Source organism: Paractinoplanes maris (genome assembly GCF_023544465.1).
Classification (GTDB): Bacteria; Actinomycetota; Actinomycetes; order Mycobacteriales; family Micromonosporaceae; genus Actinoplanes; species Actinoplanes maris.
Genome location: NZ_JALPVL010000007.1, coordinates 179,764 through 205,557, shown reverse-complemented (window position 1 = coordinate 205,557; position 25,794 = coordinate 179,764). Strand labels below are relative to the sequence as shown.

The following is a 25,794-nucleotide window of genomic DNA, read 5'->3' as shown; positions in this document are numbered from 1 at the left end:
ACTGGTCAGCCATGACTGCCGGGGCGGGGTGGATCCGCCTCGCCCTGCGAGACGCCGCTCATGAACGACGCCATCAGGCCCGGCTGGTGTTCGCCGGCCGGTTCCGTCGGATGCGATGGGCCGAGCTGCAGTTGCGGAGCCATGTGGGTCTGCCGGCGGCGGCGCGGCAGCGGAGGGCGCGACGGCGTGGCCTGCGGTGGCTGCTGCGCAACGGTCACGACGGCGGTCGCCCGGGCCTCGACAGTGCTTCGCCCTGTGTGCCGCGGCGCCACGGTGTCCGCAGGGACCTGAGCCATCGTGACGGTCGGCCGGTCGGACCGACTCAGCGGCTGCGGCTGCACGACCAGCGGTTCCCGCACCGGGGTCCGCTGCTGGAGCGGAACCCGTCGCTCGAGCGGAGGTCGCTGCGCCACCTCGAGCCGTTCCGGCGGCTGTGCCGGACTCCGCGGGTGCGGCGCCGGGGGCGCGGCTTCGATCGCCGAGGCGATCAGCAGGGGCGGCAGGATGATCACGGCTTGGATGCCGCCGTAGATGTTGGTCTGCAGCTGCACGACGATCCCGTGCTGGCGGGCGATCATCGAGACCACGTAGAGCCCGATCCGCCCGTCCCGCAGCAGGTCGTCGAGGTTGGTGTCGTCCGGGTTGACCAGCAGCTGGTTGACCCGGTCGAGATCGGCGCGCTGCATGCCGAGCCCACGGTCCTCGACCTCGATCGCCATGCCGGAGGCGACCGGCTGCGCCCGGATCAGGACCTGCGTGTGCGGCGGCGCGAACATCGTCGCGTTCTCGATCAGTTCGGCGATCAGGTGGATGACGCTGGCGACGGCGTGTCCGGGCAGCGTGCCGTCGATCGGCGGCACCAGTTTGACCCGCGAGTAGTGCTCGACCTCGGCGATGGCCGACCGCAGCACCTCGGTCAGCGCGACCGGCCGGCTCCACTGCCGGCGCGACACCGACCCGCCCAGCACCGCCAGGTTCTCCGCGTGCCGCCTGATCCGGGTCGCCAGATGGTCGACCTGGAAGAGGCCCTTGAGCAGATCGGGATCCTCGACTTCGTTCTCCAGCCCGTCGAGCAGCTTGATCTCCCGATGCACCAGCGACTGCAGCCGGCGGGACAGGTTGACGAAGACCTCGACGTGCCGGCCTTCAACGTGTGCCGCCGGGCCCTGGACGGTCCCCGCCGTCCGCGCCGGTGCCTGCCGGAGCCGTTCGGTGAGCTGGTCGACCTCGGCGCGGGCGGCCGTCAGCGCGGCTTGGGACTCGGTGACCGAGGCCTGCAACTCGCCGGACCGGGAACGGGCGTGCCGGACCGTCCAGACGGCGGCGAGGGCCGCGCCGAGAACGGCGACCGCGGCGATCAGATAAGGGAGGGCGACCATGAGCATCCTTGTTTTCGGGCGATGCGGCAGTGTCCGGTCGTGGAGAAGGCATTCACTGTAAATCGCAGCGGATGCATTACCAAGGCGGGAATGACGTACGGCATCGATCCGGTGAATCGGTTCGCCTCGATGCAGCTCCCTATCATCTGGACGGGTGAATCGGCCGTGACACCACACTGGAGGAGGGCTAAGGTCCCGATGGCCGCTCTTTGCCCGCGACTTCAGTGATGCATTTTGGGCTGTTGGCAATAGAGCGCCCGTAACTAATCGACAACTCGTTCGTTAATGGGCCGGCACGCGGCACGCGGCACGCGGCACGCGGTGCCGCGGTCAGGACATTCCTGTCGTCAGCAGCGCCACCGTTGTCGTGTCCTCCGGCGTCGAGGCCGGACTGTGGGTGCCGGCCCGCAGCAGGCGGGCCAGCTGATCGGCGTCCACCGGGCGGCTGAACAGGTAGCCCTGTCCGTATTCGCAGCCCAGCCGGAGCAGGGTGTCGCGCTGGCCGGGGGTCTCGATGCCCTCGGCGACGGTGCTCAGTCCCAGCGTCTGGCCGAGGTCGACGATTGCTTCGGCCATGGCCAGGTTGTCGGGGTTGGCCTCGACGTGCTCGACGAAGCTGCGGTCGATCTTGATCGTGTCGACCGGGAGGCGTTGCAGGTAACTCAGCGACGAGTAGCCGGTGCCGAAGTCGTCGATGGCCAGGCGGACACCGAAACGGCGGAGTGCGTGGAGCACCTCAATGGCGGCGTCGACGTCGTCCATGAGCATCGACTCGGTGATCTCCAGCGTCAGCGACTCGGGTGCGATGCCGGCGTCCTGAACGGCGGCGGTCACGTCGTCGAGCAGGCCGGCGTGCTGGAACTGGCGGGCGGACAGGTTGACGTTGATCCGCAGGCCGGCGGCGGCGGGCATGCTCTGCTGCCATTGAGCGAGCTGCCGGCAGGCCTGACGCAGGATCCAGCGCCCCAGCGGCACGATGAGACCACTGTTCTCGGCGTGGTGGATGAAATGCACCGGGCCCACGAGGCCTTCCCGGGGATGCTGCCATCGCACCAGCGCTTCGACGCCGGTGAGTTCGGCGGTGGCGAGGTTGATCACGGGTTGGTAGTGCACCTCGAACTGTTCGCCGATGAGTGCCTGTTCCAGGTCGGCGCGTTGCTGAGCCTCATGCAGGGCCGCGGCGTGCATGGCCGGCTCGAAGGTGGCGTGGGCGTTGCGGCCGGCCCGTTTGACCGCGTACATGGCCAGGTCGGCGTTGCGCAGCAGCTCGTCCGGTTGCAGCGGGCCGTCCCGGGTGTCGGCGATGCCGATGCTGGCCGTGAGGTGCAGTTCCCGGCTGGCCAGCTGGACGGGGTCGCGGATGTCGTCGAGCAGGCGCTCGGCCAGGGCGGTGGTGTCGGTGTCCCCGCCGTGGATCATCAGAGCGAATTCGTCCCCGCCGAGGCGGGCGAGGGTGTCGTTCGGGCGTACCCGCCGGCGGAGCCGGTCCGCGAGGATGGTGAGCAGTTCGTCGCCGGCGCTGTGGCCGAGCTCGTCGTTGATGTCCTTGAAGTCGTCGAGATCGATCAGTACGAGCGTGACGGGTTGGTCGTGGGGCTCGGTGACGGCCTGATGCAGCCGCTCTCGGAACAGCGCACGGTTGGCCAGCCCGGTCAGCGAGTCGGTGAAGGCTTGAAAACTGAGCTGCTGCTCCAGCGCGCGCCGGGTGCCGATGTCGCGAAGGCTCACGATGACGGCCTGCACGTCGGGGTCGCTCAGGCGGTTCGCGGCAATGGCGTCGACGAACAGGATCGAGCCGTCGGCCTGCCGCAGCCGCAGCTCCGTGCGTGACGTCTGCCCGGCGGGTGCCGCCCAGACCTGCCGGATCCAGTCCTGGACGAAAGGCAGGTCGTCCGCGTGCACCATGGCGCCGAGCTCGTCACCGGTGAGCTGGTCGGTGCTGCGGCCCAGAGCGGCGGCGACCGACGGGCTGGCGTAGCGGATGCGGCCCTTGCCGGCCAGCGCGACGACGAGGTCCGAGGAGTGTTCCAGCAGCGCCTCGGTGCGTCGCTCGGCCGAGCGACGCCGCGCGTCGAGCCGGCCCCGGTTGTGGGCGATGATCGCGTTCACGGCCACCACACTCATCATGATCAACACCATGCCCAGGACGGCGACCGTCTCGACCGAGGACTGGAACGGCAACAGGGCCAGGAACCCGGAAACGGACACGACGCCCAGACAGATCACGACGGCGGGGGAGAACAGGGCCGTCGCCAGGACGAGGATCAGCGTGGCACCGGGGAGGTACAGCAGCATGCCGTTGGTGTCGTGCTGGGAGAAGATGAACAGCACCGGTATCTCGGCGACCCACCATGCCACGAGCAGCCGGCGGGTCCGCACCCGCCGCACGAACCTCTTCCACGGCAGCCAGGCGGTGGCTGCCTGCAGGAGTCCGGCGACGACCATCGGGGCCAGGAGCCACTGATCCCCGGGGGCCCAGTTGAGCAGGACCCGTGCCGCGCCCAGCAGGGTGATACCGGCCGCGATGAGGGCGCCGACCCGGATCTGTCGCGCCCAGTACTCGGCTTCGTGTTCCTCGAACTCTGGCTGCACCACGCGATATCCATCGGCAGAATCGGTCCCCGGTCAACCAATCGGCGCCAGGATGTCCTTCGCTGCTTTCAGCCGCCGTAGCGGGTCCGGCTGACCAGCCGGGCGCACGACTGCGCTGTCACCGCCGCGGCGTCAGCCGGTGCGATGGTCGGCGAGGACCCGCATGACGTCATCGGCGCCCTGCTGGAGGAACTCGAGGTCCTCGTCGGTGAAATCTCGTGGCACGACGTCCACGACACAGAGGGAGCCGAGGCTCTGACCGCTGTCGTCTCGGAGTGGCACGCCGGCGTAGCTGCGCAGACCGCTCATGGCGAGCAGGGGATTGTCGGCGTGCAGGGGATCCTGGGTGTTGTCACTGACGCAATAGGGCCGGCCGCCCAGGACTGTGTGGGTGCACAAGGACCACTCGGCCGGGGTGCCTTGTGCTTCGGCCACCCATCCGGTGACGCCGTGGCTGCCGAGGATGAACTGGGAGCTGTCGAGAATGACCGAGACCATCGACACCGGAGCGTGCAGTCGCTCGGCGTTGCGGGCCGCGATGGCGTCCAGCAGCGGTCGCAGGCCGGGGTCGAACAGGTCGTAGCTGGCGATCCGCCGGATCCGTTGCGGTGAGCCGAGGCGGGCGAACAGTTCGGGCAGGCTCAGGGTGGCCACTGCTATCTCCTCGTGAGGGTATGGGCGGCGCTCAGATGGGTGTGCGAGGACAGGCGGATGCGCAGGGCTTGAGCACACAGCCGGGAGACCGGGTCGAGCCGTGTCATCGCCTCCAGGAGCCGGGGCAGGTCGTCGTCCTTCTGCGAGGTGGCGCTGAGGCCGGCCGCGGTCAGCGCCTGGGCCCAGACGGCCGGTCCATCGACGCCGTGGACACGATGCATCGCCTCATGGGCGTCGTTCATGGTGGGCCGATGCAACCCGTAGGTGGTGTCGTCGTCGGTGGCTGACATAGCTCTCCTCCAGGTCGGCGTTGACCCGCGGGCGCGGTGGCAAGGTCAGTGACGGAAACCGCTGACCAGGGTGTTCAGGTCGTCGGCGAGACGGGTCAGGTCCACGGCGGCCTGCTGCGTCGCCTTGGCGCCGTCGGCGGTGGCTCCGGCGACCTCGGCGACGCCCGAGACGGTCCGGGCGACTTCGCCACTTCCACTGGCGGCCTCGGCCACTGACCGGCTCATCTCGCTGGTGGTGGCGGTCTGCTCCTCGACCGCTGACGCGATCGTGGTGGTGTAATCGCCGATCTGGGCGATCACCGAGGTGATCTCCCCGATGGCCCCGGCCGCGGATCCGCTGGACGCCTGGATGTTGGAGATCCGGGCGGTGATCTCCTCGGTCGCCTTGGCGGTCTGCTGGGCCAGCTCCTTGACTTCGCCGGCCACCACCGCGAAGCCTTTGCCCAGCTCGCCGGCGCGGGCCGCCTCGATCGTGGCGTTGAGGGCCAGCAGGTTGGTCTGCTCGGCGATGCTGGTGATCAACTTGACCACATCGCCGATCTCGGCGCTGGCGACACCCAGTTCGGCGACCTGCTGGTTGGTGCGCTCAGCGACCGTCAGTCCCTGACGGGCGACCTCCGCGGCGCGCGAGGCGTTGGTCGCGATCTCGGCGATCGACGCGCTCATCTGTTCGGCGCCGGCGGCGATGGTGTGCACGCTGGCGTTCACTTCCTCGGTGGCGGCGCTGGCGTTGGTCGCCTGCGACGCGGCGTCGCCCGCGCCGGACTGCAGCTGTGCACTGACTGCCGACAGTTCCTCCGATGCCGCGGACAGGGTCGTGGCCGATCCGCCGATCGTGGTGACGGTCTCTCGCAGCCGTCCGACCGCCGTGTCCAGCGCCGCACCCATCTGCCCGGGCTCGTCCCGCGAGACCAGCCCGGCGGTGCGGGTCAGGTCACCGGCGGCCAGGCTTTCGCACACGCTTTTCACCCTGAGCAGTGCCCGCACGATCTGCCGGGCGACCCAGACACCCAGTCCCGCCGCCACCAACAGCCCCACTACCAGCAGGGTGATGGAGAGGAGCCGGCTGGTCTCGTAGTCCGATCGGGCGGACGCGGCGGCCGCGGCCGCATCACTCCTCTCGGCCTTTCCCAGCTCCTGCAACTGCTCGGTCATCCTGGTGACGAGCGGAGTGATCGTGGAGTCTCGGGTCTGCTGCCAAGCAACGAGGTCATTACGCTGTCCCGCGGGGATCTGCCGGCTCTGCGCGACCTCGGTGTATTTCCGCCAGGTTGATTCCAGCTCGTCAATCGCGGCGGCGCTACCGGCCGGGTTGCTGGCGCGGTAGGCAGCGATCCCGGCGGTCACCGCCTGGAGACCCGAGCTGAACTTGTCCTCGTATTTGGCCATCGTCGCCGCGTCCTGCGAGATGGCATGGTTGGCCAGGTCCAAGCGGGTCTGGCTGGCCGCCGCGTTGACGACACCGATGGCGTCGACGCCGGTGAGATTGTTTTGATAGATCTGCTGCGCGGCAGCACTGGAGCGACCCAAGGCCGTGAGACCGACGACGCCGACGATCACCGCGACCGCGGCGGCGACGGCGACCGCCGCCAAGATCTTGATATTGACACCGAGGTCGGCGAACGACCGTCGCCGGCCCCCCGCTCGGCCGACCAGCAGTTCGACAGCCCTGGTCTCACTCACGATGGTTTCGCTCTCTGATAGCACAGAGTCATCCGTCCCGGCTTGCGCCGCAAGGGATGTCTCACGGGCAAGCCCCCGCCTCCCGCACCACCTACATCGGCGTGGTCAAGGAAGCGCTTAGCCCCACCTCGAACGTCTGAGGTATCCGGTCGCCGGCGCCTGGGGGACTGCGGTCAGCGATCCAGGGCTCGCGGCTTCACCGAGGCGAGTTTGTGCAGCAGATCGCCGGCGGTGAAGGGCTTCTCGATGAAGGTGATGTCGTCGTCGAGGACGTGGGTCTCGCCGAGGAGGCCGTTGCTGTAACCGGACATGTACACCACGGGCAGCTCCGGGTTGTGCTCATGAACCAGCTCCGCGAGCCGGGGCCCGGACATCTCGGGCATGATCACATCGGTGAGCAGGATGTCGCACCCGTGTTCGGTGTAGAGCTTCAGTGCTTCGACACCGTTCGCCGCGGCCAGGACGTGATAGCCGCCCTTGGCGACGATGCGGTTGATGACCCGGGCCAGGGCGGGTTCGTCCTCCACGACCAGCACGGTGCCGCCGTCGCCCGGCGGCGGCGCCTGGAGGCTGGTGTCGGCCGGTGCGCTGACGGGGGTGGTCACCAGCGGCAGGTAGACCCGGAAGGTGGTGCCGATGTCGATCTCGGAGTACACGTTGATGCTGCCGCCGGCTTCGGTCACGATGCCGTAGACGGTGGCCAGGCCGAGTCCGGTGCCTTTGCCGCGCGGCTTGGTGGTGTAGAACGGCTCGAAGATCCGCGCCACGGTGTCGGCTGACATGCCGTGACCGGTGTCGCTGACCAGCAGCCGGGCGTAGGCGCCGGCGGCCAACGCCGGCTGCATGATGACGTCGTCGCCGTCGAGCGTGGTGGCGTTGGCCTCCAGGACCAGGGTGCCGCCGTCGGGCATCGCGTCGCGGGCGTTGATCGCGAGGTTGAGCAGCACCTGCTGGACCTGACCGGGATCGGCGTGCGCGATCAGCGGCTCCGGTGTGGACCGCGCGATCAGGGTGATGTGCTCACCGATGGTGCGTCGCAGCATGGCGTGCACTTCGGCGATCGAGGTGTTCAGGTCGATGTCGCGGGGCTGGATGGCGTCGCCCCGGGTGAAGGTCAGCAGCTGACGGGTCAGGTTGCCGGCTCGGTCCACCGCGGTCCGGGCCTGCTTCAGGTCGGCTTGGACCTGCGGCTTGTCCTCGGTCTCCTCGATCGCGAAGTCGGTGTAGTTGCCGATGATGGCCAGGATGTTGTTGAAGTCGTGCGCGACGCCCCCGGCCAGGTTGCCCAGGCTTTCCATGCGCTGAGCCTGATTGGTGCGGTCCTGCACGGCGCGTTGCCGCTCGGCGGCTTCCTTGGCCGCGGTGATGTCCCGGGCGATCGCCGAGATCCCGATCACCGTGCCCGCCTGATCAGCGATCGGGGTGACGGTCAGCGCGAGATCGACCGCGGTGCCGTCCTTGCGCAGACGCCGGGCCTCATACGACCGGCCACCTTCCCCGCTGCGGATACCGGCCAGCACATCCTGCTGGCTCTCGGCCTCCCGCTGATCGGCCAGCATGGCGGCCGGCCGGCCGAGCATCTCCGCAGCGGTGTAACCGAACAGCTTCTCGGCACCCTTGTTCCAGGCGGTGACGAGTCCCTCCGGGGTGAGCCCGACGATCGCGTCGTCGCTGTGCTCCACCACCGTGGCCAGCGTCGCCCGCTGGGCCTCGGCGACATCACGGGCGGCCTGCTCCCGGGCGGTCGCCTCTTCCAGGCGGCTCTGCCCCCACGGGTCGACGTAGATCGCCCCCGGCCCCAGCAGAACCCCGTAGCCCCGCCTCAACGTCCAGTAGTAGACACCTACGCCGGCCGTGCCGACGTCCCACAGCGCCGACGTCCACGGCCAGCCCACGTCTTCGGTCAGATGATGCGTCGCCGGGCCCCGGACAAGCGTCTGGTAGGCCATGACCGCGTGCAGAGCATGCCCCACCGCGCAGCTGAAAAAGATCATCGACGTGGCCACAGCCAGCTTGTTCGTGCGCAACTGTCCGGCTCGGCCCACCGGTACCAGAATCGCCACGGTGATCGACCCGTAGGCGACCGTGATGATCAGATTCGCCAGCAGGAAAGTCTGGTCCGGCATAGTCCCCACTTCGGCCGCGAACCGCCGACACTGAGCCGTGCGCCCTGCTTTGCTGGAGACCACGGACGATCACCGAAGGTGATGGGCCCGCCAGCGGCGTTCGATGGTGACGGTCGTACCCGTGGCCGTCGGGACCACGCGGACGTCGCCGTACGCGCTCATCAACGTGGCGCCACGTCCACGGTCTCGGGCCGCCGGCCGGGCCCGCCACCCGCCGAAGTCGCGGACCACGATCCTTACGGTGCCATCGACGATCCGCATCCGCACCTCCACCTCGGGCCGGGTCGGCCGCTGGGCGTGCTCGACCGCGTTGTTGACCGCCTCGGTCGCGGCCGTCTGCAGGTCGTACAGCAAATCGGTGTCGATGTCGGAATCGCCCAGCATGACCCGCAGGTCGTGGCGCATCGCGCCGGCCGCCGACGGCTCCAGCGGATAGACCCACGTGACGTCGAGGTCCGGCACCTCGGTCTCCACCGGATCCTCGGGTGCCCGCCTCCGGCGCAGGACGACCGCGGCGATGTCGTCGTGCTGGGGCTGCGGGACGCCGGCCAGCACGGAGTCCAGGACCGCGGTGGTGGACGCGTCGGCCTTGTACGACTCGTGACTGGACCGCCGCAGCCGCTCGAGTCCGATGTCGATCGAGCTCGGCGCGTTCTCGACCAGGCCGTCGGTGTACAGCAGCAGTTGGCCGCCGGGCGGCAGCGAACCGTCGTTCTGCCGGTAGGACGCCCGGCGCAGGCCGAGCGGCGGTCCGACGGTTCCGCGCAGCAGGTCGGTGTCACCCGACGGGGTGGAGAGCACGGGGGTGGGATGGCCGGCGCTGCACCACGCGAAATCACCCGTGCTCGGATCCACGCGCAGGACGAAAAGCGTTGCCAGCAAGGGCGTGCCGAGGCGGTTGAGCAACGCCGCCACCCGGGTGATGATGGTCGCCGGGGCGGAGTCCTCGACCGCGTACGCGCGGACCGCGTTCCGCACCTGGCCGGTCATCACCGCGGCGCCCAGCCCGTGACCGGCCACATCGCCGATGCTGATCACGGTGTCACCGCCGGGCAGCACCACGACGTCGTACCAGTCACCGCCGACCCGTCCGGCGGCCGGCCGGTAGACGGCCTGCAGCTCCCAGCCGTCCAGCGTGGGCAGGTTTTCCGGCAGGGTGCTCTGCTGCAGGGTCAGCACCAACTGCCGGTCCTGGTCCAGTTGCCACCCGGCCTGCGCCAGCGAGGCGAGCATGTTCGCCATCGGTACGAGCAGGCCCCGTTCGAGGTCGCTGAGCCGGCGCGTCGCGTCGACCAGGACGGTGAGCGTGCCGATCGGCTCGCCGCCGCGCCCGCGGATCGCCGCCCGCACGCTCCCCGCGGTGTCGGCCGAGGCGGCCTCGAGGCCCGCGGTGAACCGGAGCTCGGGACGGCTGTCGCTGTCGGCGACCACGACTTCGGCCGCGATCCCGTCGAGCAGGGCCCGGGCCTGTTCGGTGACGGTCTGGAACGCCTCCTCCAGGGCCCGCCCGGAGGTGATCACCGCGGCCGTGTCGGCCAGCGCGGACAGTTGCCGGGTGTGCGCGGCGCGGACCCGGGCCAGCCGCAGCGTGTTGCGGACCCGCGCGATCAGCTCGGCCGCGGTGAAGGGCTTGACCACGTAGTCGTCGGCGCCGGCCTCCATGCCTTCCACACCGGACTCGTCACCGGCCCGGGCGGACACCATGATCACTGGTAAGGCCCGGGTCGCCTCGTCGCCGCGCAAGGCCCGGACCAGGGCGAATCCGTCCAGGCGAGGCATCATCACGTCGGTCAGCAGCAGGTCCGGCGGGTTTCGGTGGATGGCCTCCAGCGCCGTCTGCCCGTCCGCCGCCGACTCGACGTGCCAGCCCTCCCGGGCGAGCAATCGGGTGAGGTATGCCCGCATGTCGCTGTTGTCGTCCGCGACGAGGATCCGGGCGCTGTCCGCCGCCGGTGCTGGGGCCGGCTCGGCCGGGTCGACGGCATCGTCGAGCCAGCCGACCGCCTCGCGGGCCGCCGTCTGCGCGGTGAACATGTCCGGCAGCGGTTCGTCCGGCGCGGCCTCGACCAATGGCACGGTGACCGTGAACGTGGCCCCGGCGCCGGGGGCGCTGTCCACCGTCACGTCCCCGCCCTGCACCCGGGCCAGCTCGCGGACCAGGGCCAGCCCGATCCCGCTGCCCTCGTGACTGCGGGACCGCACATCCCGTACGCGGTGAAAACGGTCGAACAGCTGGGGCAGGTCGTCGGCGGCGATGCCGATCCCGGTGTCGGAGACGCGCAGCCGCACTGTGCCGGCGTCGGCGTCCAGCCGTACTTGAATTTCGCCGACGAAGGTGAACTTGAGCGCGTTCGACAGCAGGTTGCTGACGATCTTCTCCCAGTTCAGCGGGTCCACGGCCGCGGTGACCGGCAGCGGTGGGCAGTCGACCACCAGGCGCAAGCCGGCGCGTTCGATCGCCGCGCGGAAGACCCCGGCCAGCTCGGTGGTGTAGCGGGCCAGGTCGACCGGTCGTGGCCGGTGCCCGGATCGCCCGGATTCCAGGCTGGAGAAGGTCAGCAGATTGTTGACCAGCGAGAGCAGCCGGTCGGCGCTGCGCCGGGCGAGCTCCACCCGGTCGCGCTGGGCCGGCCCGAGCGGTTCACCGGCGTCGGCCAGGGCATCGGCCAGCGGGCCCATCATCAGAGTCAGCGGCGTACGGAACTCGTGGCTGACGTCGGTGAAGAAGTCGGTCTTGACCCGGTCCAGCTCGGCCAGCGCCGCCGCCCGATCGCGTTCCTCCTGGTACGCCTGCGCGTTGCGGACCGCGACCGCGACCTGCTGAGCGAGCAGCTGAAAGAACGAGCGGTACGTCTCGTCGAGGCCCCGGCTGGGGCTGACCCCGACCAGCAGCACGCCCAGGGGCTGAAACCGCTCCGCGGACGGCAGCGCGAGGGCGACCGCGGTGCGGACGGGGTCGTCCCAGACGCCGCCGGTCACGGTGAGCCGATCCTCGACGTCCTCGATGTCCAGCGCTTCGTTCGCGGCGGCGGCGTGCAGACGCCAGCCGTCGTCGGACGGGCCCACCAGCGGCGGCAGCACCGCGTCGACCTCATCCACCCCGACGGCCGCGGCGCGCCGCAGGAACGCGCCGTCGCGCAGGTAGATCGCCGCGAAAGGGACATCTGTCCGGTGCTCGCCGATCACCGCGGTGAGCTGGGCGCAGACCTGGTCGACGTCGGCCGCCCGCCCGCCGGCCGGCACCGCGAGCTCACGCAGCAGGCGGAGCCGTCGCTCCCCGACCACCTGCTCGGTGACCTCGCTGCACACGGTGAGGATGCCCTTAGTGGTGCCGTCGTCGTCGCGGGCCGGCGCGTGCGAGACGCTGAAGTAGGCCTCCTCGCGGTAACCGGACCGGTTCAGCGCCAGCTGCAGCGCCGGCACCCAGCTGGCCACGCCGGTCGTCCGGGCCTCGACGATCAGGGGTTCCAGCACGTCCCAGCCCTCGGCCAGAGTGACCCGGACGTCACCACCGAGTGCGTCCGGGTGCCGGTCGCCGATCAACGCGGAGTAGGCGTCGTTGTAGAGCTGGGTGTAGTTCGGGCCCCACAGCAGCAACATCGGGTAGCGGGAGGACAGCACAATGCGTACCACTGCTCGCAAGCTCTGCGACCAGCTCTCCACCGGGCCGACGTCGGTCGCGGACCAGTCGAGCCGGCCCATCAATCGTCCGGCGGCCCCACCATCGGCGAAGAGGTCGTCTGTCACGAGGTCACGCTACCCACGCCAGGCCGTGGCCATTCCTGCAGGTGGCCTACTGGGCGACGGGGCGGGTGCCGCCGACGAAGTCGGCCTGCAGGTCGGTGCGTGACGGGTGTCCGCCGACGAAGAACTGGTCGCGTCCGTCGCGCTTGGCTCCGTAGAGCGCCGCGTCGGCTCGTGCGGTCAGTTGCTCGGCCGACTCACCGCCGGTCCATTGGGCGAGGCCCGCGGAAAAGGTCTGACCGGCGGGCGTCACCTCTCGGAGCCGATCCATGACGATGGCCGCGTCCTTCAGCCGGCAGTGCAGGATGAGCCCGAACTCCTCGCCGCCGTAGCGAGCGATCAGGTCGCCGGCTCTGAGCTGCTGTTGCCAGGCGGAGCTGGCGGTTCGCAACAGCTCGTCGCCGGCCGGATGACCGAAGAGGTCGTTGTACCGCTTGAAGTGGTCGAGGTCGATCAGGCCGACCACTAATGTCTGCCCGGAGCGGCGCGTGATGGCCAATCGGCGCTCGAGCTCGGTGTCCCACGCCCGGCGGTTGGGGATCCCGGTCAGCCCGTCCAGGTAGGCGATCGACTCGAGCTTGTCGGCCTGATCCTGCACCGTGCGCATCAGCCCGAGGATGCGGACGATCAGCAGGAGGAACACCGCGATGGAACAGATGGACGCGGCCAGCCAGTCGACGTGGCCGTCGGCCAGCACGCCGTTGATGATCAGCTGGATCGGTGCGAGCAGGCAGGCCGAGCTGATCAGCAGAACCCGGTGTGGGGTGACGCCGGCCGAGGGCCGGATGTCCTCGCTGCCGATCTTCGCCATCGACGGGTGCAGTGCGGCGCCACCGAGCAGAAGGGCGCTCGCCACGAACGCGGGGGCCAGCTCGTTGTGATTGGTTCCGTGTGACAACTGCCAGATCCAGCCGACATGGGCGAGGCCCTGGATGCCGAGCGAGGCGACGAGCTGCCAGAAGGCGGGCCCCCGCCGGGCCGAGGAGGTGAACATCCGGATGACCCCGGCGAGCAGCAGCAGGTCGGCCAGCGGGTAGGCCACGGCGACCAGCCGGGCGTCCAGCGGCATGGCCGGTGCGATGAGCTCCCGCAGGAACAACAACCACACCCCGAGGCCCAGACCACCGGTGACCATCAGCGTGTCGAGGATCCCGGCCCGGTCGCGACGCCAGGACAGTCCGTCCACCAGCAGCATCAAACCGGCGAGCAGCAGCGGATAACAGGCCAGCCACAGGGCGTCGGCCGGCGACGGGAACGGGACCCGGCCATGGAACAGGTAGACCGACATGACGACGTTGCCCGCCCCGCCGGCGACGGTCATGATCAGCAAAAGCGCCCACGGCAGGACGCGTGCGGGCCGGTTCAACCGGATACCGAGGCCGATAGCGGCGATCGTCAGCACCGGGTAGCAGAAGGTGACAAACGTCGCGGCCGGCGATTGCTCGGGCACGATGGCGCGTACGAGCGTCAGAACGACACTGACGGCGCCGTACCAGATCCAGAGCCTGCGGATCACCGAGCTTGCCACGATCGACCTATCGACCCCCGGCAGGGGGAACTGAGATCCGGTACGCAACGGCGGGACGAACACTCCCGGCCGTCCTCAGCCGGCCGCGGCACCGGGGCTGACCCGTTGCCGCAAAACGGGGGCCACCGATGATCGGTAGTCCCCGTTCACCCCCCTCGGGTGTGTGCGGATCAGGAGCGGTTGCGGCCCTCGGGGCCGTCGAACTCGATCTGCTCCTTACGGACCTCTCCGCCGACCGTCTCCTCGTCGCGGACCGTCTCCTTGCCCAGCCGGACCCGCTCGACGGGCACGGCCTCGGTGTCCACCACCGGGCGCTCGGCGTGCAGGTCGACCTCGTGCTCCTCCTCGCTGATCGCGGGACCGTCGAGGGCGCTGTCGATGTTGGCGTCCGTGATGGGCTCCCGTTCGAGCGTCGCTTGCTCGCGGGTGACCGGGACGGTGACCTGCTGCTGCTCGGTGACCACGTACTTGCGCAGCCGCGCCTTACCGGCCTGCTCCGTACGGGTGTCCGCGACGAGCCGTTCCTCGGAGCGCGTCATCGCGTCATCGGTGTTCGGGCCGGAGGTGTCGTGGCCGGTGTCGCCGTCGGTGGTCCGGTCGTGGCCGGTGTTGCCGGCCAGGCGCCCGCTGCTGGAGGACAGGCCGTAATAGGTGTACAGCTCATCCTCCTCGGCCGGGCTCAGGTCGCCGTCGGTGTCGATGCGCGGCGCGTTCTTGACCTGGTCCTTGCCGAACGCGACCTCGACCCGGTCACCGTTGAGGCTGGCCTTGTCCAGCGGGACGAAGGACTCTTTCGATCCGAACAGGCCGGTCTTGACGGTGACCCATTCGGGCGCGCCGCTCTGGTCGTCGAGATACACCTGGCCGACGGAGCCGATCTTGTCACCGTCCGTGGCGTAGACGTCCATGCCGTAGATCCGCTGAATGTCGCTTTGGGTGATCATGACGGTCCTTTCTCGAAATGCACAGGCGTGCGTCGTGCGAAAAACGTGCTGTGGCCGCTCAGTGGCCGAGGCCGGCCTTGTCGACGTTGCGGTGGAACCGCATCCCGGCCAGGCCGCCCAGGATCGCGCCGACCAGCGCGGCGATCACGGCGATGACCAGGGCGATGATGCTGCCGGTGGTCGCGTCGCCGCCGATCGGCAGGCGCGGGAAGCCGCCGACCTTGTCGAGAACGTCGTACTTGTCGCCCAGCACCGCACCGGCGACCGCGACGAGCACGGCGATGACAACCGCCCACACCCACACGGCGATGCCTTGCTTGACCCCGTTGAAACGCGCCATCCGCCCGGCCACGTATCCGCCGCAGTAGTAGGCGACGAGCAGGACGGCGAGCAGGATGATGCCGCCGACGACGCCGATGGTGCCGGCGTTGTCCGAGGCCTGGTCCTGCGCCTGGTCGACGTCGGTACCCGTGGAAACGCCGACCGCGGCACCCGCCGCGACGAGCACCGCGGTGAGGATGACGGCGGTGCCGGTGGCAGTCAGCCAGCCGAAGAACGCCGATCCCCATTTGATGCCGCCGTAACGGTCTTGTTCGCGGGCCACCACGGAACGCCGGGTGGACAGGACGGCGGCCCGGGCGCCGTCGCCCGACTTGGTCGTGGGCTCGGAACGCCGTTCATCACGGCCGTTGTCAGGGGGTTCGGGGGTGTGGCTCACGACATCTCCGATCGGCGGGAGCAGTTCTCGGATGTCAAGATCGTGTTTTGCTTGCCTCGATACAAGCTCTCGACGGCACGGCGAATGCCCGCCTGTTTACGTCATAAACAGCGAACCCGAAATCTTCTGGAGCACAAGCTCAGCCTGGAGATCGCGCCGGTGGTTACCCGGCCACCTCGGCGACGAGCGCGTCCAGCACACTGCGGAGTTTCTGCAGGGTCTGGGTCTGCGCAGCCAGTGAGAAGTCCTCGGCCAGGGACAGGGGATCGCGGAACGCGACCCGGGTGCCGCCGTCCTCCGACCACACCAGCAGGCGCAACGGCAGGTCGATACCGGCCCGGGGATCGGCTTGCATCACCGGGGTGCCGGCCGCCGGGTTGCCGAATACCAGGACCACCTCGTCGGGTAGCTCCAGACCGGCGCTGCGAGCACCGGCCGCGTGGTCGATGGTGGCGAAGACGGTGATGCCACGTCGATGCAGTGCCTCCTGGAGCAACTGCACCGTCGTCGCCACATCGGACCGGGAACGGGCGGTGATCAGCGCAACGGACATGGCACGCTCCTCGCAACAGGGTGGTTACAACGTACGGGTTCCGGGTGACCTCGGCGCCCTCCGCCGCGTACGAGTCGGGCTCGGTCGTCGATGCCGATGCCCGTCGGCACGGGGCCGCATGTCGCATGAATAGCCTGGAACCGCGTTGGCGAGTGCGATGTCGCCGTTGTAATGGGCCAGGACCCGCTTGTCCATGATGCGCCGCCACACCGGTGGAACGAGTGCGGCGAGCAGCATGGTGGCGTATCCGGCCGGCAGCTGCGGGGAGACCTCGAAACTGCGCAACGTCTGGTATCGCCGCTGCGGGTTGGCGTGGTGGTCACTGTGCCGCTGCAGCTGAAACAGGAAGACGTTCGTGGTCAGCCGGTCGCTGTTCCAGCTGTGCCGCGGGTCGACTTTCTCGTAGCGGCCCGCGGTGTTGCGCGCCCGGCGGAGCCCGTAATGCTCGAGGTAATTGATCGCCTCCAGCACGGAGAATCCCACCACGGCTTGGATCATCAGGAAAGGCAGCACCGCGGGACCGATCGCGACGATCAGCGCGGTATACAGCACGGCGGTCATGGCCCAGGCGTTGAGGATGTTGTTGCGCCACGTCCACGGGCTGCGCCGGCGCAGCCGGTGTCGGGATGTCTCCAATCGCCACGCGGATCGCAGGCTTCCGAGGACGGTGCGGGGCCAGAACCGCCAATAGCTCTCACCGAGGCGGGAGCTCGCCGGATCCTCCGGGGTGGCGACGCGGACGTGGTGGCCGCGGTTGTGCTCGACGAAGAAATGACCGTACCCGGTCGGGGCGAGCGCGATTTTGGACAGCCACTGCTCGACCGGCTCCCGCTTGTGTCCCAGCTCGTGCGCGGTGTTGATGGCGATGCCGTTGACCAGCCCCGCGGTCAGCACGAGCCCGGCGCCGCCGACCGGTCCAGGATCGTCGGCCCAGGCCAGGCCGGTCACCACCAGCGCGGCGAACTGAGCGGGCAGGAACAGGTAGGTGATCCAGCGGTAGTAGGCGGAGGCTTGGAGGGCAGGCACCGCCTCGTCGGGCGGATTCGCGCGGTCGTCACCGATCAGCAGATCGATCATCGGGATGACACCGAGGATGACCACCGGCGTGAGCCACCACGCCCAGGTGCCGGTGACGAGGGTCGCCAGCACCAGAGACACGAAGGGCAGCGCCGGGACGACCAGGGCGAGCGGCCAGAGGGGGCGCTTGGTGTCGTGCCACAGCGGGGCGGTGGCGTCCATGCTTTACATTCCAGCCTTCCGTGTCAAGCTTCGATGTGTATGCCGATGAAGGACCGAGGAAGGCGGTAGCGAGCCGCCGGCACGCGTCGCCCGGGGGAGGGCGAAACGCACCGGCGGCTCCCGTCTCCGGATTTGGCGGTTCCGGAAACAGGCCGCGCAACGGCGGATTCGGGGGCGGAGACTGCCGATGCGCGGTTGCTCGCCGCGGTATCGCCTCCGGCGCAGGGGTAGCGGCCGGGCGGGATACCGTAGGTCTTCAGCTTGACACGCGCATGGCCTTTGTCAAGTTCGGTGAGACGAGAGAAGGCCGCCGGTCGACGGGGCACAGTGGAGGCCGGGATGCGGCCGCACTGAAGAACTCACCGCAGCAGGCGGACGAAGACCTCAGCCAGCGCGTCGGCCGACTCCTCGGGCGAGTCGGCCGGCAACACGATGTGGCTGACGGTGAGCCGGACGATGGAATCAGCGCCCACGTTCACGACCGCGGCATCGAGCTGAGGCAGGTGGACTGACGCCCACTCGACGATGATCTGCCCGGCCGCGGCCAGAATGACGTCGGCTCGAGTGCTCAGGTACGGCAGCAGCTCCGCCCCACCGGCCCGATCGCTCCTGAGGATCCCGGACACCAGGGGATTCTCCGCCGCCTCGTTCAGCACGTGCGCGATCGCGGCCCGGCCGGCTTGCCTGACGTCACCGCCGTGTGCGAACAATTCATTCCGTACGGCCGTGGCGAACCGCTGGATCTCGGTGGTCGCCAGCTCCTCGGCCAGTCCGGAGCGCCCGCCGAACTCGTTGTAGACGGTCTGGCGGCTGACGCCGACCGCCGTGGCGACGTCGATCATCCGGACGTTGTCCCACCCCGCGGACACCGTGAGGTCTCGGGCCGCGGCGACCAGCGCTTCGCGCAACGTCATCTGGTTACGGTCCCGATATGACGGCTTGGCTGTCATGGTCAGCAGAGCCTAGACGGGCCGCCATCACCGGCGTCGGCGCACCTCAGGTCATCCGTCCAGGGTGCCGCCGAGGCCGAAGCGACACGTCACTTCGGCCTCGGCTGCGTTGCGGGCTTCGCCGGCGGCCTACGCCGGGATTCTCAGGCCAGCGGGTCGACGGATGCGGCCGGCTTCGCGGGCGTGGTCTTGGGCTGGCGGCGAGGCGGCCGGGGGAGAGCGGTCACGGAGGCCTCGGGCGCGGGTGACGGCGCCGGATCGGTGCGGGCGGGACGCGACTCCGACTCGGTGCCGAGCATGGCCTTGGCTTTCTGTTGCGCCTGCGTCACGGTCGGGCTGCCCTGCACCTTGCGGGCCGTGGCGACGATCTGCTCGTACTTCTCCCGACCGGCGCGGCTGCCGAGCACGTAACCGACCGCCAGGCCGGCAGCGAGTTTGATGACCCTCATGTATTTCTCCTTACGTTGCAGCGTTTGCTGAGCTGTTTACGCCGGCCACTGGCCGGTGGCTTTGCGAACACCCGCGGCGCCGGCCCGGTCGACCGCGGCCTTCACGACCGCGAAGATCGCGCCCTGGATCGCCGCGGCGAGCAGGATCTCGGTCCAGCCGCGATCCTCGTCGGTGGCGTTCGGCGCGTCGTCGTCGTGGCCGGCGACCTTCCACACCTGCTTGAAGACCAGACCGGAGACGACACCGGCGCCCGCGCCGAGGAGCAAACCGACAGGCTTGTACGCGATCTTCGCTGCTTTGCTGCTCATGACGACCTCCGACGGGTCACGACAACGATGACGACAAGCGCGGCGGCGACGGCCGCGCCGATGGCGGCCAGCGGCAACGGCCGGCGCAGGGGGGCGGGAAGGTCGGACTCGGCCAGCTGCCGCTTGGCCGTCGACGCGCGCTCGGCGACTGCGCCGGTGGCCTGCCCGGCCTGGTGCTTGAGGCCGCTCACCTTCTGGCCCACCCGCGCGCGGGTGTCGCCGATGGCCTGCTTGGCGCGCGCCTTGACGTCGGTCTTGGCCGCGAGCTCCTGCACCGTCTCACCGAGCTCGGCGCGGGTCTGCTCGATCTCGGCGCGCAGTTGCTCCGGATCGGTGGGGGTCTCCGAGTTGGTCATGACGAACGTCCTTCCCGTACGGCGTGCTTCACGGTCTGCACATCGGCCTGGGTGCTGGCCATGGCGTCACTGGGCATCGGCGGTGTCGCTTCCTTGAGCTTCTTCCGGCCCAGCAGCGCGGCGACGCCGGCGGCGGCGAACACGACGACCATCACGACCAGGACGGCCAGCCACAGCGGCCAGGCCAGGTCGAGCAGGACGACGGCGAGGGTCAGCAGCAGGCCCAGCCCGTACAGGGCGAGGACCGCGCCGCCGCCGAACAGGCCGCCGCCCACGCCGGCGCGCTTGCCCTTCTCGGTCAGCTCCAGTTTGGCCAGCGCCAGCTCGTCGCGGACCAGGGTCGATACCTGCTCGGCAGCCTGGCTGACCAGCTCGGAGGTGGACGACGCCGGGGGTGGCGACTCACGAAAGAATTCCTGCGACATGTCACTCCTTGTCGACGGTGGCGGATCGGGCATTCGTCCTCTGTCGTCAGGCCGAGCCCAGGCCCTGCTCGCTGCCCTTCTTGACCTTGCGGTCGTCGCGCAGCTGCAGGAACGGCTCGTCGGTGGGGTCCTGGCCGGCGGCGATGGCACGGCCCCGCTCGAGTTCCGCGTCGAACTCGGCGCCGAGCAGGACGGCGATGTTGGTGATCCACATCCAGACCAGGAAGGCGATGACGCCGCCGAGGGTGCCGTAGGTCTTGTTGTAGTTGGCGAAGTTGGCCAGATAGATCGCGAACGCCACCGAGGCCAGCAGCCACAGCAGTACGGCGAAGATGCCACCCGGGCTGACCCAGCGGAACCCGCCGGTCTTGGCGTTCGGCGAGGCCCAGTAGAGGATCGCGAACATGAGGCTGACCAGCAGGATGAGGACCGGCCACTTGGCGATGTTCCAGGTGGTGACCGCGGCCGAGCCCAATCCGATCTGATCGCCGACCACCCGGGCGAGGTCACCGGTGAAGATGACGATGGCCACCGAGACGACCAGCATCAGGCCGACCACCGCGGTGACGCCGACCCGGATGGGCAGCGTCTTCCAGATCGGGCGGCCCTCGGGGACGTCGTAGATGGCGTTCGAGGCGCGCATGAACGCGGCGATGTAACCGGAGGCGGACCAGAACGCGGCGACGATACCGATGATCGCGGCGAGGCCGGCGGTCCCGGGGTCCTTGACCTGCCCGAGCACCGTGTCGACCAGGCTCTGCAGCTGCTCGTTGGGGGCGACCTCCTCGACCGCGTCCCGGACCGTCTGCTGGCCGTTGCTGCTCAGCATGCCGAGCACGGACACCAGCACGAGCACGCCGGGGAAGATCGACAGCACGCCGTAGTAGGTCAGCGCGGCGGCCCAGTCCGACACGTTGTCCTGCGAGAACTGCTTGAAGGTGCGTTTCAGCGCGGCGAGCAGTCCCTTGCCGCCGAGCTTGGCTGGACTGCCGGGGCCGGCGTCGGGCGAGACAGCGGACAGGTCTCTCGGCTTGTCGTCGCCGGTCTTGGTGGTGGCGGCCGCGTCGAGGTCGACGCCATCGCGGGCTGGTCTGCGGTCAGAGCTCATAGCTGATGTCCTTCGGATGCGGCACTCGCTGCTCCCGACGGAGCCGAGCACGCACCGGTCGATGGTCGCTCACGGTGTCCGCGGCAGGGGCGGCGTTTCGTCGGTGTGAGTCCCCACCCGATCGATTCGCTAATCCCCTTCGGTGACAATTCTTTCGGTGCCGGCCGGGCCGCATTGCCACGATCATCCGGACGCGCCGGTCTCCTGGTTTATGAGGTAAACGCGCAGTCGAAAATCATTCACGTACGGGTCCGGACCGCGCAGCCGGAGCCGTCGGCATCGTCGCCGAGGTGACCGATCGTGAGACGGCCGCACGTTGCTGCGCTGTCCCTTCGCTGCCGCTGTCGCCCTTCTGACAGAATTGAGCGGTATGCCGCAACCGACGTGACGGAGGGGCGCCGTGATCGACCCGGACACACCCGAGGCTCGCGGCGGATCCGCTGCCGTGCCGTTCACCGGGGGCGGTCCGGGATCCGGCCGCGGTGCCCTGGATCAGCGGCGCATCATCGAGGCCGCGGTGCGGTTCATCGACGAGCACGGTCTGCGGATGCTCACGATGCAGCGCCTCGGCGCCTACCTCGGCGTGGAGGGCATGGCGCTCTACCGGCACGTGCCCGGGCGCGAGGCGCTGCTCGACGGGGTCGTGGAGACCGTCGTCGACGAGTTGTTCGGCGACCCCGACGTGCACCTGGAGGCTCATGCCGGCTGGGTGGACTACCTGCAACGGCTGGCGCACGGGCTGCGCCGCATCGCGCTGGCCCATCCCGAGGTGTTCCCGCTGGTGGCCACGCGTCCACCGGCGGCGCCCTGGGTGCGGCCGCCGTTGCGCAGCCTGCGCTGGATCGAGTCGATGCTCGAGGTCATGACCGAGGCCGGCTTCTCCGACGAGAACGCCGCCGCGGTGTACCGGGCGTTCAGCAGTTTCCTGCTCGGCTACCTGCTGCTGGAGGTCTCCGGCCGGGGCGTGGAGACCGGCCCGGTCGAGGAACCCGACGTGGCGGCGACCGAGGACCTGTCCGGCTACCCGATCCTGCAGCGCCTCGAGCCGCACCTGTCGGTCGACGCCGCGGCGCAGGACTTCGAAGAGGCCCTCGAGGCTCTGCTCGACCGGGTCGCGCTGCTGCTGCCGCGCCGGCGCCGGCCCCCTCGGCTGACCGAACAGAAGTGACGCCGAGCGGGCCGGGTGGTAAATCTCGGGCCGAGTCGTTTATCGCGTAAACACGAGGGCACGTTTCGAGAGTCAGGGCAGCGCACCGCTTCGGTCATCGGATTCCCCGGGATCGGCCGACGGTCATGTCCTCATTCCCTTGCGCAATTGCGTATCCCCTCGGAAAGGAAACACTGTGATCACGCAGAACGACCTCACCCGGCTCGACGGCGCCGACGTGTACGGACCCGACGGTGACAAGATCGGCTCGGTCGGTCAGATCTACCTGGACACCGACACCGGCGACCCCGAGTGGGTGGCCGTGCGCACCGGCCTGTTCGGCACCAAGGAAACCTTCATCCCGCTGAACCAGGCCACCCTGTCCGACGACCGGATCACCGTCGCTCACGACAAGGCGACCGTCAAGGGCGCCCCGCGGATCGACCCGGACGGCGCGCTGAGCTACGCCGAGGAGAACGAGCTCTACACCTACTACGGCGTGCGGTCCACCGGCACCGAGTCCGGCAGCAACAGCTACACGACCGGCACCGAGTCTGGCACTGCCGAAGGCACAAGCCGGACGCGACAGGACGACGCCGACTCCCGCGGCCGGTCGACGGCCGGCGACGACGCCATGACGCGGTCGGAGGAGCGGCTGGTCGCCGACACCCGTACCGAGCAGACCGGCAAGGCGCGGCTGCGCAAGTACGTCGTCACCGAACAGCAGCAGGTCCGTGTGCCGGTGGCCCGTGAAGAGGTCCGCCTGGAGCGTGAGCCGATCACCGACGCCAACCGCGGAGACGCGTACGCCGGTGCCGACATCACCGAGGCTGAGCACGAGGTGACCCTGCGCGCCGAGCGGCCCGTCGTCGACACCGAGACGGTCCCCGTCGAGCGGGTGCGGCTGGGCAAGGAGACCGTCCGCGACGAGGAGACGGTGAGCGGCGAGGTCCGCAAGGAGCAGATCGAGTTCGACGGTCCCGACGTCCGTCGCTGACCCTTCTCCTCCCGTCGGCGCCTCACCGCGGAAGTGGTGAGGCGCCGGTGGGCAGGGCCATCAAGACGATCCGCGGAGGCGACATGAATCCCCCCGAGCCACCGGCGGCGCCCGCCACCGACGACGCCATGACCCGCTCCGAGCAACGCCTGGTCGCCGGCACCGAGGTGTTCGAGGTCGGCCGGGCCAGGCTGCGCAAGTACGTGGTCACCGAAGACGTCCAGATCACCGTGCAGGTCCGGCGCGAAGAGCTGCGCCTGGAGCGCGAACCCATCGCCGACGGTCACCGGACGCCGGTCGAGGACCCCGATGTGTTCGGAACCCTGGAGGAGTTCGGCGGCCCCGAGGGCGGCGTCATCTTCGACGTCGTCCTGCACGAAGAACGCCCCGTCATCACGACCGAGGTCGTGCCGGTGGAGCGCATCCGCCTCAGCAAGATCGTGCAGACCGAGCAGCACGTCGCCACCGGCGAGGTCCTCAAGGAACGCATCGAGGCCGACGTGCCCGGCCGCCCGCCGATGACCTTCGGCTGAGCACCGTCGTCACTGCCGCAGGGAAGCGCCCACCTGCGACAGCATTCCCGCTTCGTCGCTGACCACCCAGATCCCGCTGACGAGTCCGCCGGTCAGGGTGAGGACGTCGATCGTGCGGACGGTCACCGTGCGACCGGACGCGGGCACCCCGCCGAGCGCGGACGGCCAGGTGCCGATGTGCCGGGCGGTCATCGCGAAGGCGACCACCACCTTGTTGTCCTGGGCGACTACCTCGAGGACTTCGACGCCCGTGCGCTCGAGAGCGCGGTGGGTCGCCGCGGCTCGTTCGACCAGTGTGCTGAGCGGCAGCGCGGTCCCGTTGAGGGTGACCGGGTCGGTGTAGACGGCGGAGAACCGGCGCAGTGCCTCGCCCGGATCGGCGATGGGTGCGGCCCACAGGTCGAGCAGGCGGGTGACGAGGCGGTGGGCGGCGGTGCCGGGGTCGGTGAGCATATGGACTCCTTGCGATGGGTGACCAGCGAGGGGCGATAGGTGGCGCCGGCTCCGGCCGCGACGACGAGCAGTCCGCCGACGACGTGCGGGAACCCGATGCGTTGGTGCAGGACGACCGCCCCGGCGACGGCCGCGAGGGCCGGCTCGAGCGACATCAGGGTGGCGAAGGCGGCTTGCGGCAGCCGTCGTAGCGCGGCGGTTTCCAGGACGAAGGGGAGCGCAGGCATCAGCGCCGCCAGACCCAGTGCCTGTGCGGCGGTGCCCGCCCCGAGGTGGCTGAGCGCCGCGACGCTTCCCCAGGGAGTCAGGAGCAGGGCGGCGACCGGCATCGCGAGCGCCACGCCGTCCAGCCCGGGCACTAGCCGGCCGACCCGGGTGGTCAGCAGGATGCAGGCGGCCCAGGCGACCGCCGACGTGGCGGCCAGCGCGATTCCCACCACGGGCACCGCTCCCTGCCACGGCTGGGTGAGGGCCAGGACACCGGCCAGCGCGACGACGATCCAGATCAGCCCGCGCCGGCCGCCCCGGTGGACCGCGACGGCCAGCGGTCCGAGGAACTCGATGGCGACCGCCGTGCCCAGCGACAGGTGGTGCAGGGCTCCCAGAAAGCTCAGGCTCAGGACGGCCGAGGCCGCCCCGAGCGCCACGATGGCGCGCCACTGAGGCCATGTGGTCGACCGTACGCGGGGCCGGATCAGCACGAGCAGGAGAACGGCGCCGAAACTCGCCCGCAGCCAGGCGGCGCCGGCCGCCCCGGTCGTGGCGACCAGGGAGACCGACCAGGCGTCGCCGAGCTGCACACTGGTCATCGAAACGACGGTCAGCACGACCGGTCCCGACGTGGTGAGGTGGCTGCCGCGGGCCATCAGTGGCACGCCGATCAGCGGCGCGGGGCGATGGCCGCCGCCAGGATCGGCCATCCGAACAGGACGGCCAGATAGGGCCGCTGCACCAGCCCGTCGTGGTCACCGAAGCCGACCACGACCATGGCCACGGTCAGGGCCAGAGTCCCGTACGCGATGATTCGTGCCGCCACCTTGAGGAAGCCGAAACCCTCGGTCCGGCGCACCGCCCGGACGAGCACGAACGAGGCGCTCACGAGCAGCAGGAAGAGCAGCAGGGACACGTACTGGTGAATCCAGAAGCTGCCCGACGCGAGCGCCCCGTCGCCGTGGTCGACGCAGCTCGGCAATGCTTGCGAGCAGTCCTGCCGGGCGAGGCCGGCGAGGACCATCAATGCTCCGGCGACCGTCACCAGACCGGCCGCGATCTTGCCGGAAAGGGTGGCGCCGTACCGCCGGGCGAGGCCGACGCCGGTCGATACCAACCCGATTGCCGCGGCCAGAAAACCGAAGATCATGATGCCGGCGTACGGCGAATCGAGCGCGGCCAGCGCACTGATCTGGTCCCGGGTCGAGCGGTAGCCCGGGGTGAGAGCCGCGGTGACGATCGACGCGGCGAAGAAGGTGGCGACGCCGGCGGCGCCGATGCGGGCCGGAACCGGCCATCGGTGGATGGCGGTGGCGGTCGCGGTCTGGGTGGACATTCGTGAGGTCCTTCCGTGGTTTTATTTGCTCCCACAGACTCACGGACCCGGCGCGTCCACCCCAGGGTGCG

At 69.7% G+C, this 25,794-nt stretch carries 24 protein-coding genes; 3 read left to right on the top strand and 21 right to left on the bottom strand.

Annotation, left to right across the window (positions count from 1 at the left end; all coding sequences use genetic code 11):
• Positions 1–5: 5 nt before the first annotated feature.
• From NAG42_RS21570 to NAG42_RS21485, 18 genes are all read right to left on the bottom strand, one after another.
• Positions 6–1,379, bottom strand: coding sequence for a sensor histidine kinase (locus NAG42_RS21570; RefSeq protein WP_250032439.1), 1,374 nt, complete (start codon positions 1,377–1,379; stop codon positions 6–8).
• A 330-nt stretch (positions 1,380–1,709) separates the two neighbouring features.
• Positions 1,710–3,974: a putative bifunctional diguanylate cyclase/phosphodiesterase gene (locus NAG42_RS21565; RefSeq protein ID WP_250032437.1), complete on the bottom strand. Its 2,265-nt coding sequence runs from the start codon at positions 3,972–3,974 to the stop codon at positions 1,710–1,712.
• Between the two features lie 129 nt (positions 3,975–4,103).
• The gene (locus tag NAG42_RS21560) at positions 4,104–4,625 is read right to left on the bottom strand and encodes a GAF domain-containing protein (RefSeq protein ID WP_250032428.1); all 522 of its coding nucleotides are present in this window, start codon (positions 4,623–4,625) and stop codon (positions 4,104–4,106) included.
• 2 nt (positions 4,626–4,627) lie between these two features.
• The gene (locus NAG42_RS21555) at positions 4,628–4,915 is read right to left on the bottom strand and encodes a hypothetical protein (protein ID WP_250032425.1); all 288 of its coding nucleotides are present in this window, start codon (positions 4,913–4,915) and stop codon (positions 4,628–4,630) included.
• Positions 4,916–4,960: 45 nt separating this feature from the next.
• Positions 4,961–6,598: a methyl-accepting chemotaxis protein gene (locus tag NAG42_RS21550; protein WP_250032423.1), complete on the bottom strand. Its 1,638-nt coding sequence runs from the start codon at positions 6,596–6,598 to the stop codon at positions 4,961–4,963.
• Between the two features lie 173 nt (positions 6,599–6,771).
• The gene (locus NAG42_RS21545) at positions 6,772–8,724 is read right to left on the bottom strand and encodes a PAS domain-containing hybrid sensor histidine kinase/response regulator family protein (RefSeq protein WP_250032422.1); all 1,953 of its coding nucleotides are present in this window, start codon (positions 8,722–8,724) and stop codon (positions 6,772–6,774) included.
• Between the two features lie 69 nt (positions 8,725–8,793).
• A complete protein-coding gene (locus NAG42_RS21540; protein WP_250032420.1) occupies positions 8,794–12,471 on the bottom strand; it encodes a SpoIIE family protein phosphatase in 3,678 nt (1,225 codons plus the stop codon).
• A 46-nt stretch (positions 12,472–12,517) separates the two neighbouring features.
• Positions 12,518–13,984 (bottom strand): GGDEF domain-containing protein, encoded by a 1,467-nt coding sequence (locus NAG42_RS44955; protein WP_250032419.1) that lies wholly within the window; start codon positions 13,982–13,984, stop codon positions 12,518–12,520.
• A 182-nt stretch (positions 13,985–14,166) separates the two neighbouring features.
• Positions 14,167–14,940 carry a PRC and DUF2382 domain-containing protein gene (locus tag NAG42_RS21530; protein WP_250032416.1) on the bottom strand — a complete coding sequence of 258 codons (774 nt, stop codon included), beginning with the start codon at positions 14,938–14,940 and terminating at the stop codon, positions 14,167–14,169.
• Between the two features lie 58 nt (positions 14,941–14,998).
• Positions 14,999–15,658 (bottom strand): hypothetical protein, encoded by a 660-nt coding sequence (locus tag NAG42_RS21525; RefSeq protein ID WP_250032414.1) that lies wholly within the window; start codon positions 15,656–15,658, stop codon positions 14,999–15,001.
• A 163-nt stretch (positions 15,659–15,821) separates the two neighbouring features.
• Positions 15,822–16,211 carry a DUF302 domain-containing protein gene (locus NAG42_RS21520; RefSeq protein WP_250032412.1) on the bottom strand — a complete coding sequence of 130 codons (390 nt, stop codon included), beginning with the start codon at positions 16,209–16,211 and terminating at the stop codon, positions 15,822–15,824.
• A gap of 24 nt (positions 16,212–16,235) precedes the next feature.
• A complete protein-coding gene (locus tag NAG42_RS21515) occupies positions 16,236–17,450 on the bottom strand; it encodes an alkane 1-monooxygenase (RefSeq protein WP_250032410.1) in 1,215 nt (404 codons plus the stop codon).
• Between the two features lie 359 nt (positions 17,451–17,809).
• Entirely contained in the window at positions 17,810–18,364 is a 555-nt protein-coding gene (locus NAG42_RS21510; RefSeq protein WP_250032408.1) for a TetR/AcrR family transcriptional regulator, read from the bottom strand.
• A gap of 179 nt (positions 18,365–18,543) precedes the next feature.
• Positions 18,544–18,849 carry a hypothetical protein gene (locus tag NAG42_RS21505; protein ID WP_250032406.1) on the bottom strand — a complete coding sequence of 102 codons (306 nt, stop codon included), beginning with the start codon at positions 18,847–18,849 and terminating at the stop codon, positions 18,544–18,546.
• Between the two features lie 36 nt (positions 18,850–18,885).
• Positions 18,886–19,158 (bottom strand): DUF4235 domain-containing protein, encoded by a 273-nt coding sequence (locus NAG42_RS21500; protein WP_250032404.1) that lies wholly within the window; start codon positions 19,156–19,158, stop codon positions 18,886–18,888.
• Positions 19,155–19,514, bottom strand: coding sequence for a DUF3618 domain-containing protein (locus NAG42_RS21495; protein ID WP_250032403.1), 360 nt, complete (start codon positions 19,512–19,514; stop codon positions 19,155–19,157). Before NAG42_RS21495 ends, NAG42_RS21500 begins: the two co-directional genes overlap by 4 nt.
• Complete coding sequence (locus NAG42_RS21490; RefSeq protein WP_250032402.1) at positions 19,511–19,939, bottom strand: phage holin family protein; 429 nt, start codon at positions 19,937–19,939, stop codon at positions 19,511–19,513. The genes NAG42_RS21495 and NAG42_RS21490 overlap by 4 nt, the downstream gene beginning before the upstream one ends.
• Before the next feature lie 46 nt (positions 19,940–19,985).
• On the bottom strand, positions 19,986–21,047 hold the full coding sequence (locus tag NAG42_RS21485) for a YihY/virulence factor BrkB family protein (protein ID WP_250032401.1): 1,062 nt from the start codon (positions 21,045–21,047) through the stop codon (positions 19,986–19,988).
• A 400-nt stretch (positions 21,048–21,447) separates the two neighbouring features.
• Between NAG42_RS21485 and NAG42_RS21480 the strand changes: the two genes are divergently transcribed.
• From NAG42_RS21480 to NAG42_RS21470, 3 genes are all read left to right on the top strand, one after another.
• On the top strand, positions 21,448–22,215 hold the full coding sequence (locus NAG42_RS21480) for a TetR/AcrR family transcriptional regulator C-terminal domain-containing protein (protein WP_250032400.1): 768 nt from the start codon (positions 21,448–21,450) through the stop codon (positions 22,213–22,215).
• 175 nt (positions 22,216–22,390) lie between these two features.
• Positions 22,391–23,191, top strand: a complete 801-nt coding sequence (locus NAG42_RS21475; RefSeq protein WP_250032399.1) for a PRC and DUF2382 domain-containing protein — start codon at positions 22,391–22,393, stop codon at positions 23,189–23,191.
• 83 nt (positions 23,192–23,274) lie between these two features.
• Positions 23,275–23,724, top strand: a complete 450-nt coding sequence (locus NAG42_RS21470; RefSeq protein WP_250032398.1) for a YsnF/AvaK domain-containing protein — start codon at positions 23,275–23,277, stop codon at positions 23,722–23,724.
• A 9-nt stretch (positions 23,725–23,733) separates the two neighbouring features.
• On the opposite strand, the gene NAG42_RS21465 is transcribed toward NAG42_RS21470, so the two are convergent.
• The 3 genes from NAG42_RS21465 to NAG42_RS21455 are packed head-to-tail and all read right to left on the bottom strand — an operon-like array spanning position 23,734 to position 25,723.
• Positions 23,734–24,018, bottom strand: a complete 285-nt coding sequence (locus tag NAG42_RS21465; RefSeq protein WP_369077108.1) for an ester cyclase — start codon at positions 24,016–24,018, stop codon at positions 23,734–23,736.
• Positions 23,952–25,097 (bottom strand): EamA family transporter, encoded by a 1,146-nt coding sequence (locus tag NAG42_RS21460; protein ID WP_250032397.1) that lies wholly within the window; start codon positions 25,095–25,097, stop codon positions 23,952–23,954. Before NAG42_RS21460 ends, NAG42_RS21465 begins: the two co-directional genes overlap by 67 nt.
• Positions 25,058–25,723 carry a DUF998 domain-containing protein gene (locus NAG42_RS21455; RefSeq protein ID WP_250032396.1) on the bottom strand — a complete coding sequence of 222 codons (666 nt, stop codon included), beginning with the start codon at positions 25,721–25,723 and terminating at the stop codon, positions 25,058–25,060. Before NAG42_RS21455 ends, NAG42_RS21460 begins: the two co-directional genes overlap by 40 nt.
• Between the last annotated feature and the right edge of the window lie 71 nt (positions 25,724–25,794).

Bases quoted from the DNA above. Each gene is read 5' to 3' on its own strand.
- NAG42_RS21570 (WP_250032439.1), bottom strand. From the start codon at position 1,379: ATGGTCGCCCTCCCTTATCTGATCGCCGCGGTCGCCGTTCTCGGCGCG.
- NAG42_RS21555 (WP_250032425.1), bottom strand. From the start codon at position 4,915: ATGTCAGCCACCGACGACGACACCACCTACGGGTTGCATCGGCCCACC.
- NAG42_RS21545 (WP_250032422.1), bottom strand. From the start codon at position 8,724: ATGCCGGACCAGACTTTCCTGCTGGCGAATCTGATCATCACGGTCGCC.
- NAG42_RS21530 (WP_250032416.1), bottom strand. From the start codon at position 14,940: ATGATCACCCAAAGCGACATTCAGCGGATCTACGGCATGGACGTCTAC.
- NAG42_RS21520 (WP_250032412.1), bottom strand. From the start codon at position 16,211: ATGTCCGTTGCGCTGATCACCGCCCGTTCCCGGTCCGATGTGGCGACG.
- NAG42_RS21515 (WP_250032410.1), bottom strand. From the start codon at position 17,450: ATGGACGCCACCGCCCCGCTGTGGCACGACACCAAGCGCCCCCTCTGG.
- NAG42_RS21510 (WP_250032408.1), bottom strand. From the start codon at position 18,364: ATGACGTTGCGCGAAGCGCTGGTCGCCGCGGCCCGAGACCTCACGGTG.
- NAG42_RS21505 (WP_250032406.1), bottom strand. From the start codon at position 18,849: ATGAGGGTCATCAAACTCGCTGCCGGCCTGGCGGTCGGTTACGTGCTC.
- NAG42_RS21500 (WP_250032404.1), bottom strand. From the start codon at position 19,158: ATGAGCAGCAAAGCAGCGAAGATCGCGTACAAGCCTGTCGGTTTGCTC.
- NAG42_RS21495 (WP_250032403.1), bottom strand. From the start codon at position 19,514: ATGACCAACTCGGAGACCCCCACCGATCCGGAGCAACTGCGCGCCGAG.
- NAG42_RS21490 (WP_250032402.1), bottom strand. From the start codon at position 19,939: ATGTCGCAGGAATTCTTTCGTGAGTCGCCACCCCCGGCGTCGTCCACC.
- NAG42_RS21485 (WP_250032401.1), bottom strand. From the start codon at position 21,047: ATGAGCTCTGACCGCAGACCAGCCCGCGATGGCGTCGACCTCGACGCG.
- NAG42_RS21470 (WP_250032398.1), top strand. From the start codon at position 23,275: ATGAATCCCCCCGAGCCACCGGCGGCGCCCGCCACCGACGACGCCATG.
- NAG42_RS21460 (WP_250032397.1), bottom strand. From the start codon at position 25,097: ATGGCCGATCCTGGCGGCGGCCATCGCCCCGCGCCGCTGATCGGCGTG.
- NAG42_RS21455 (WP_250032396.1), bottom strand. From the start codon at position 25,723: ATGTCCACCCAGACCGCGACCGCCACCGCCATCCACCGATGGCCGGTT.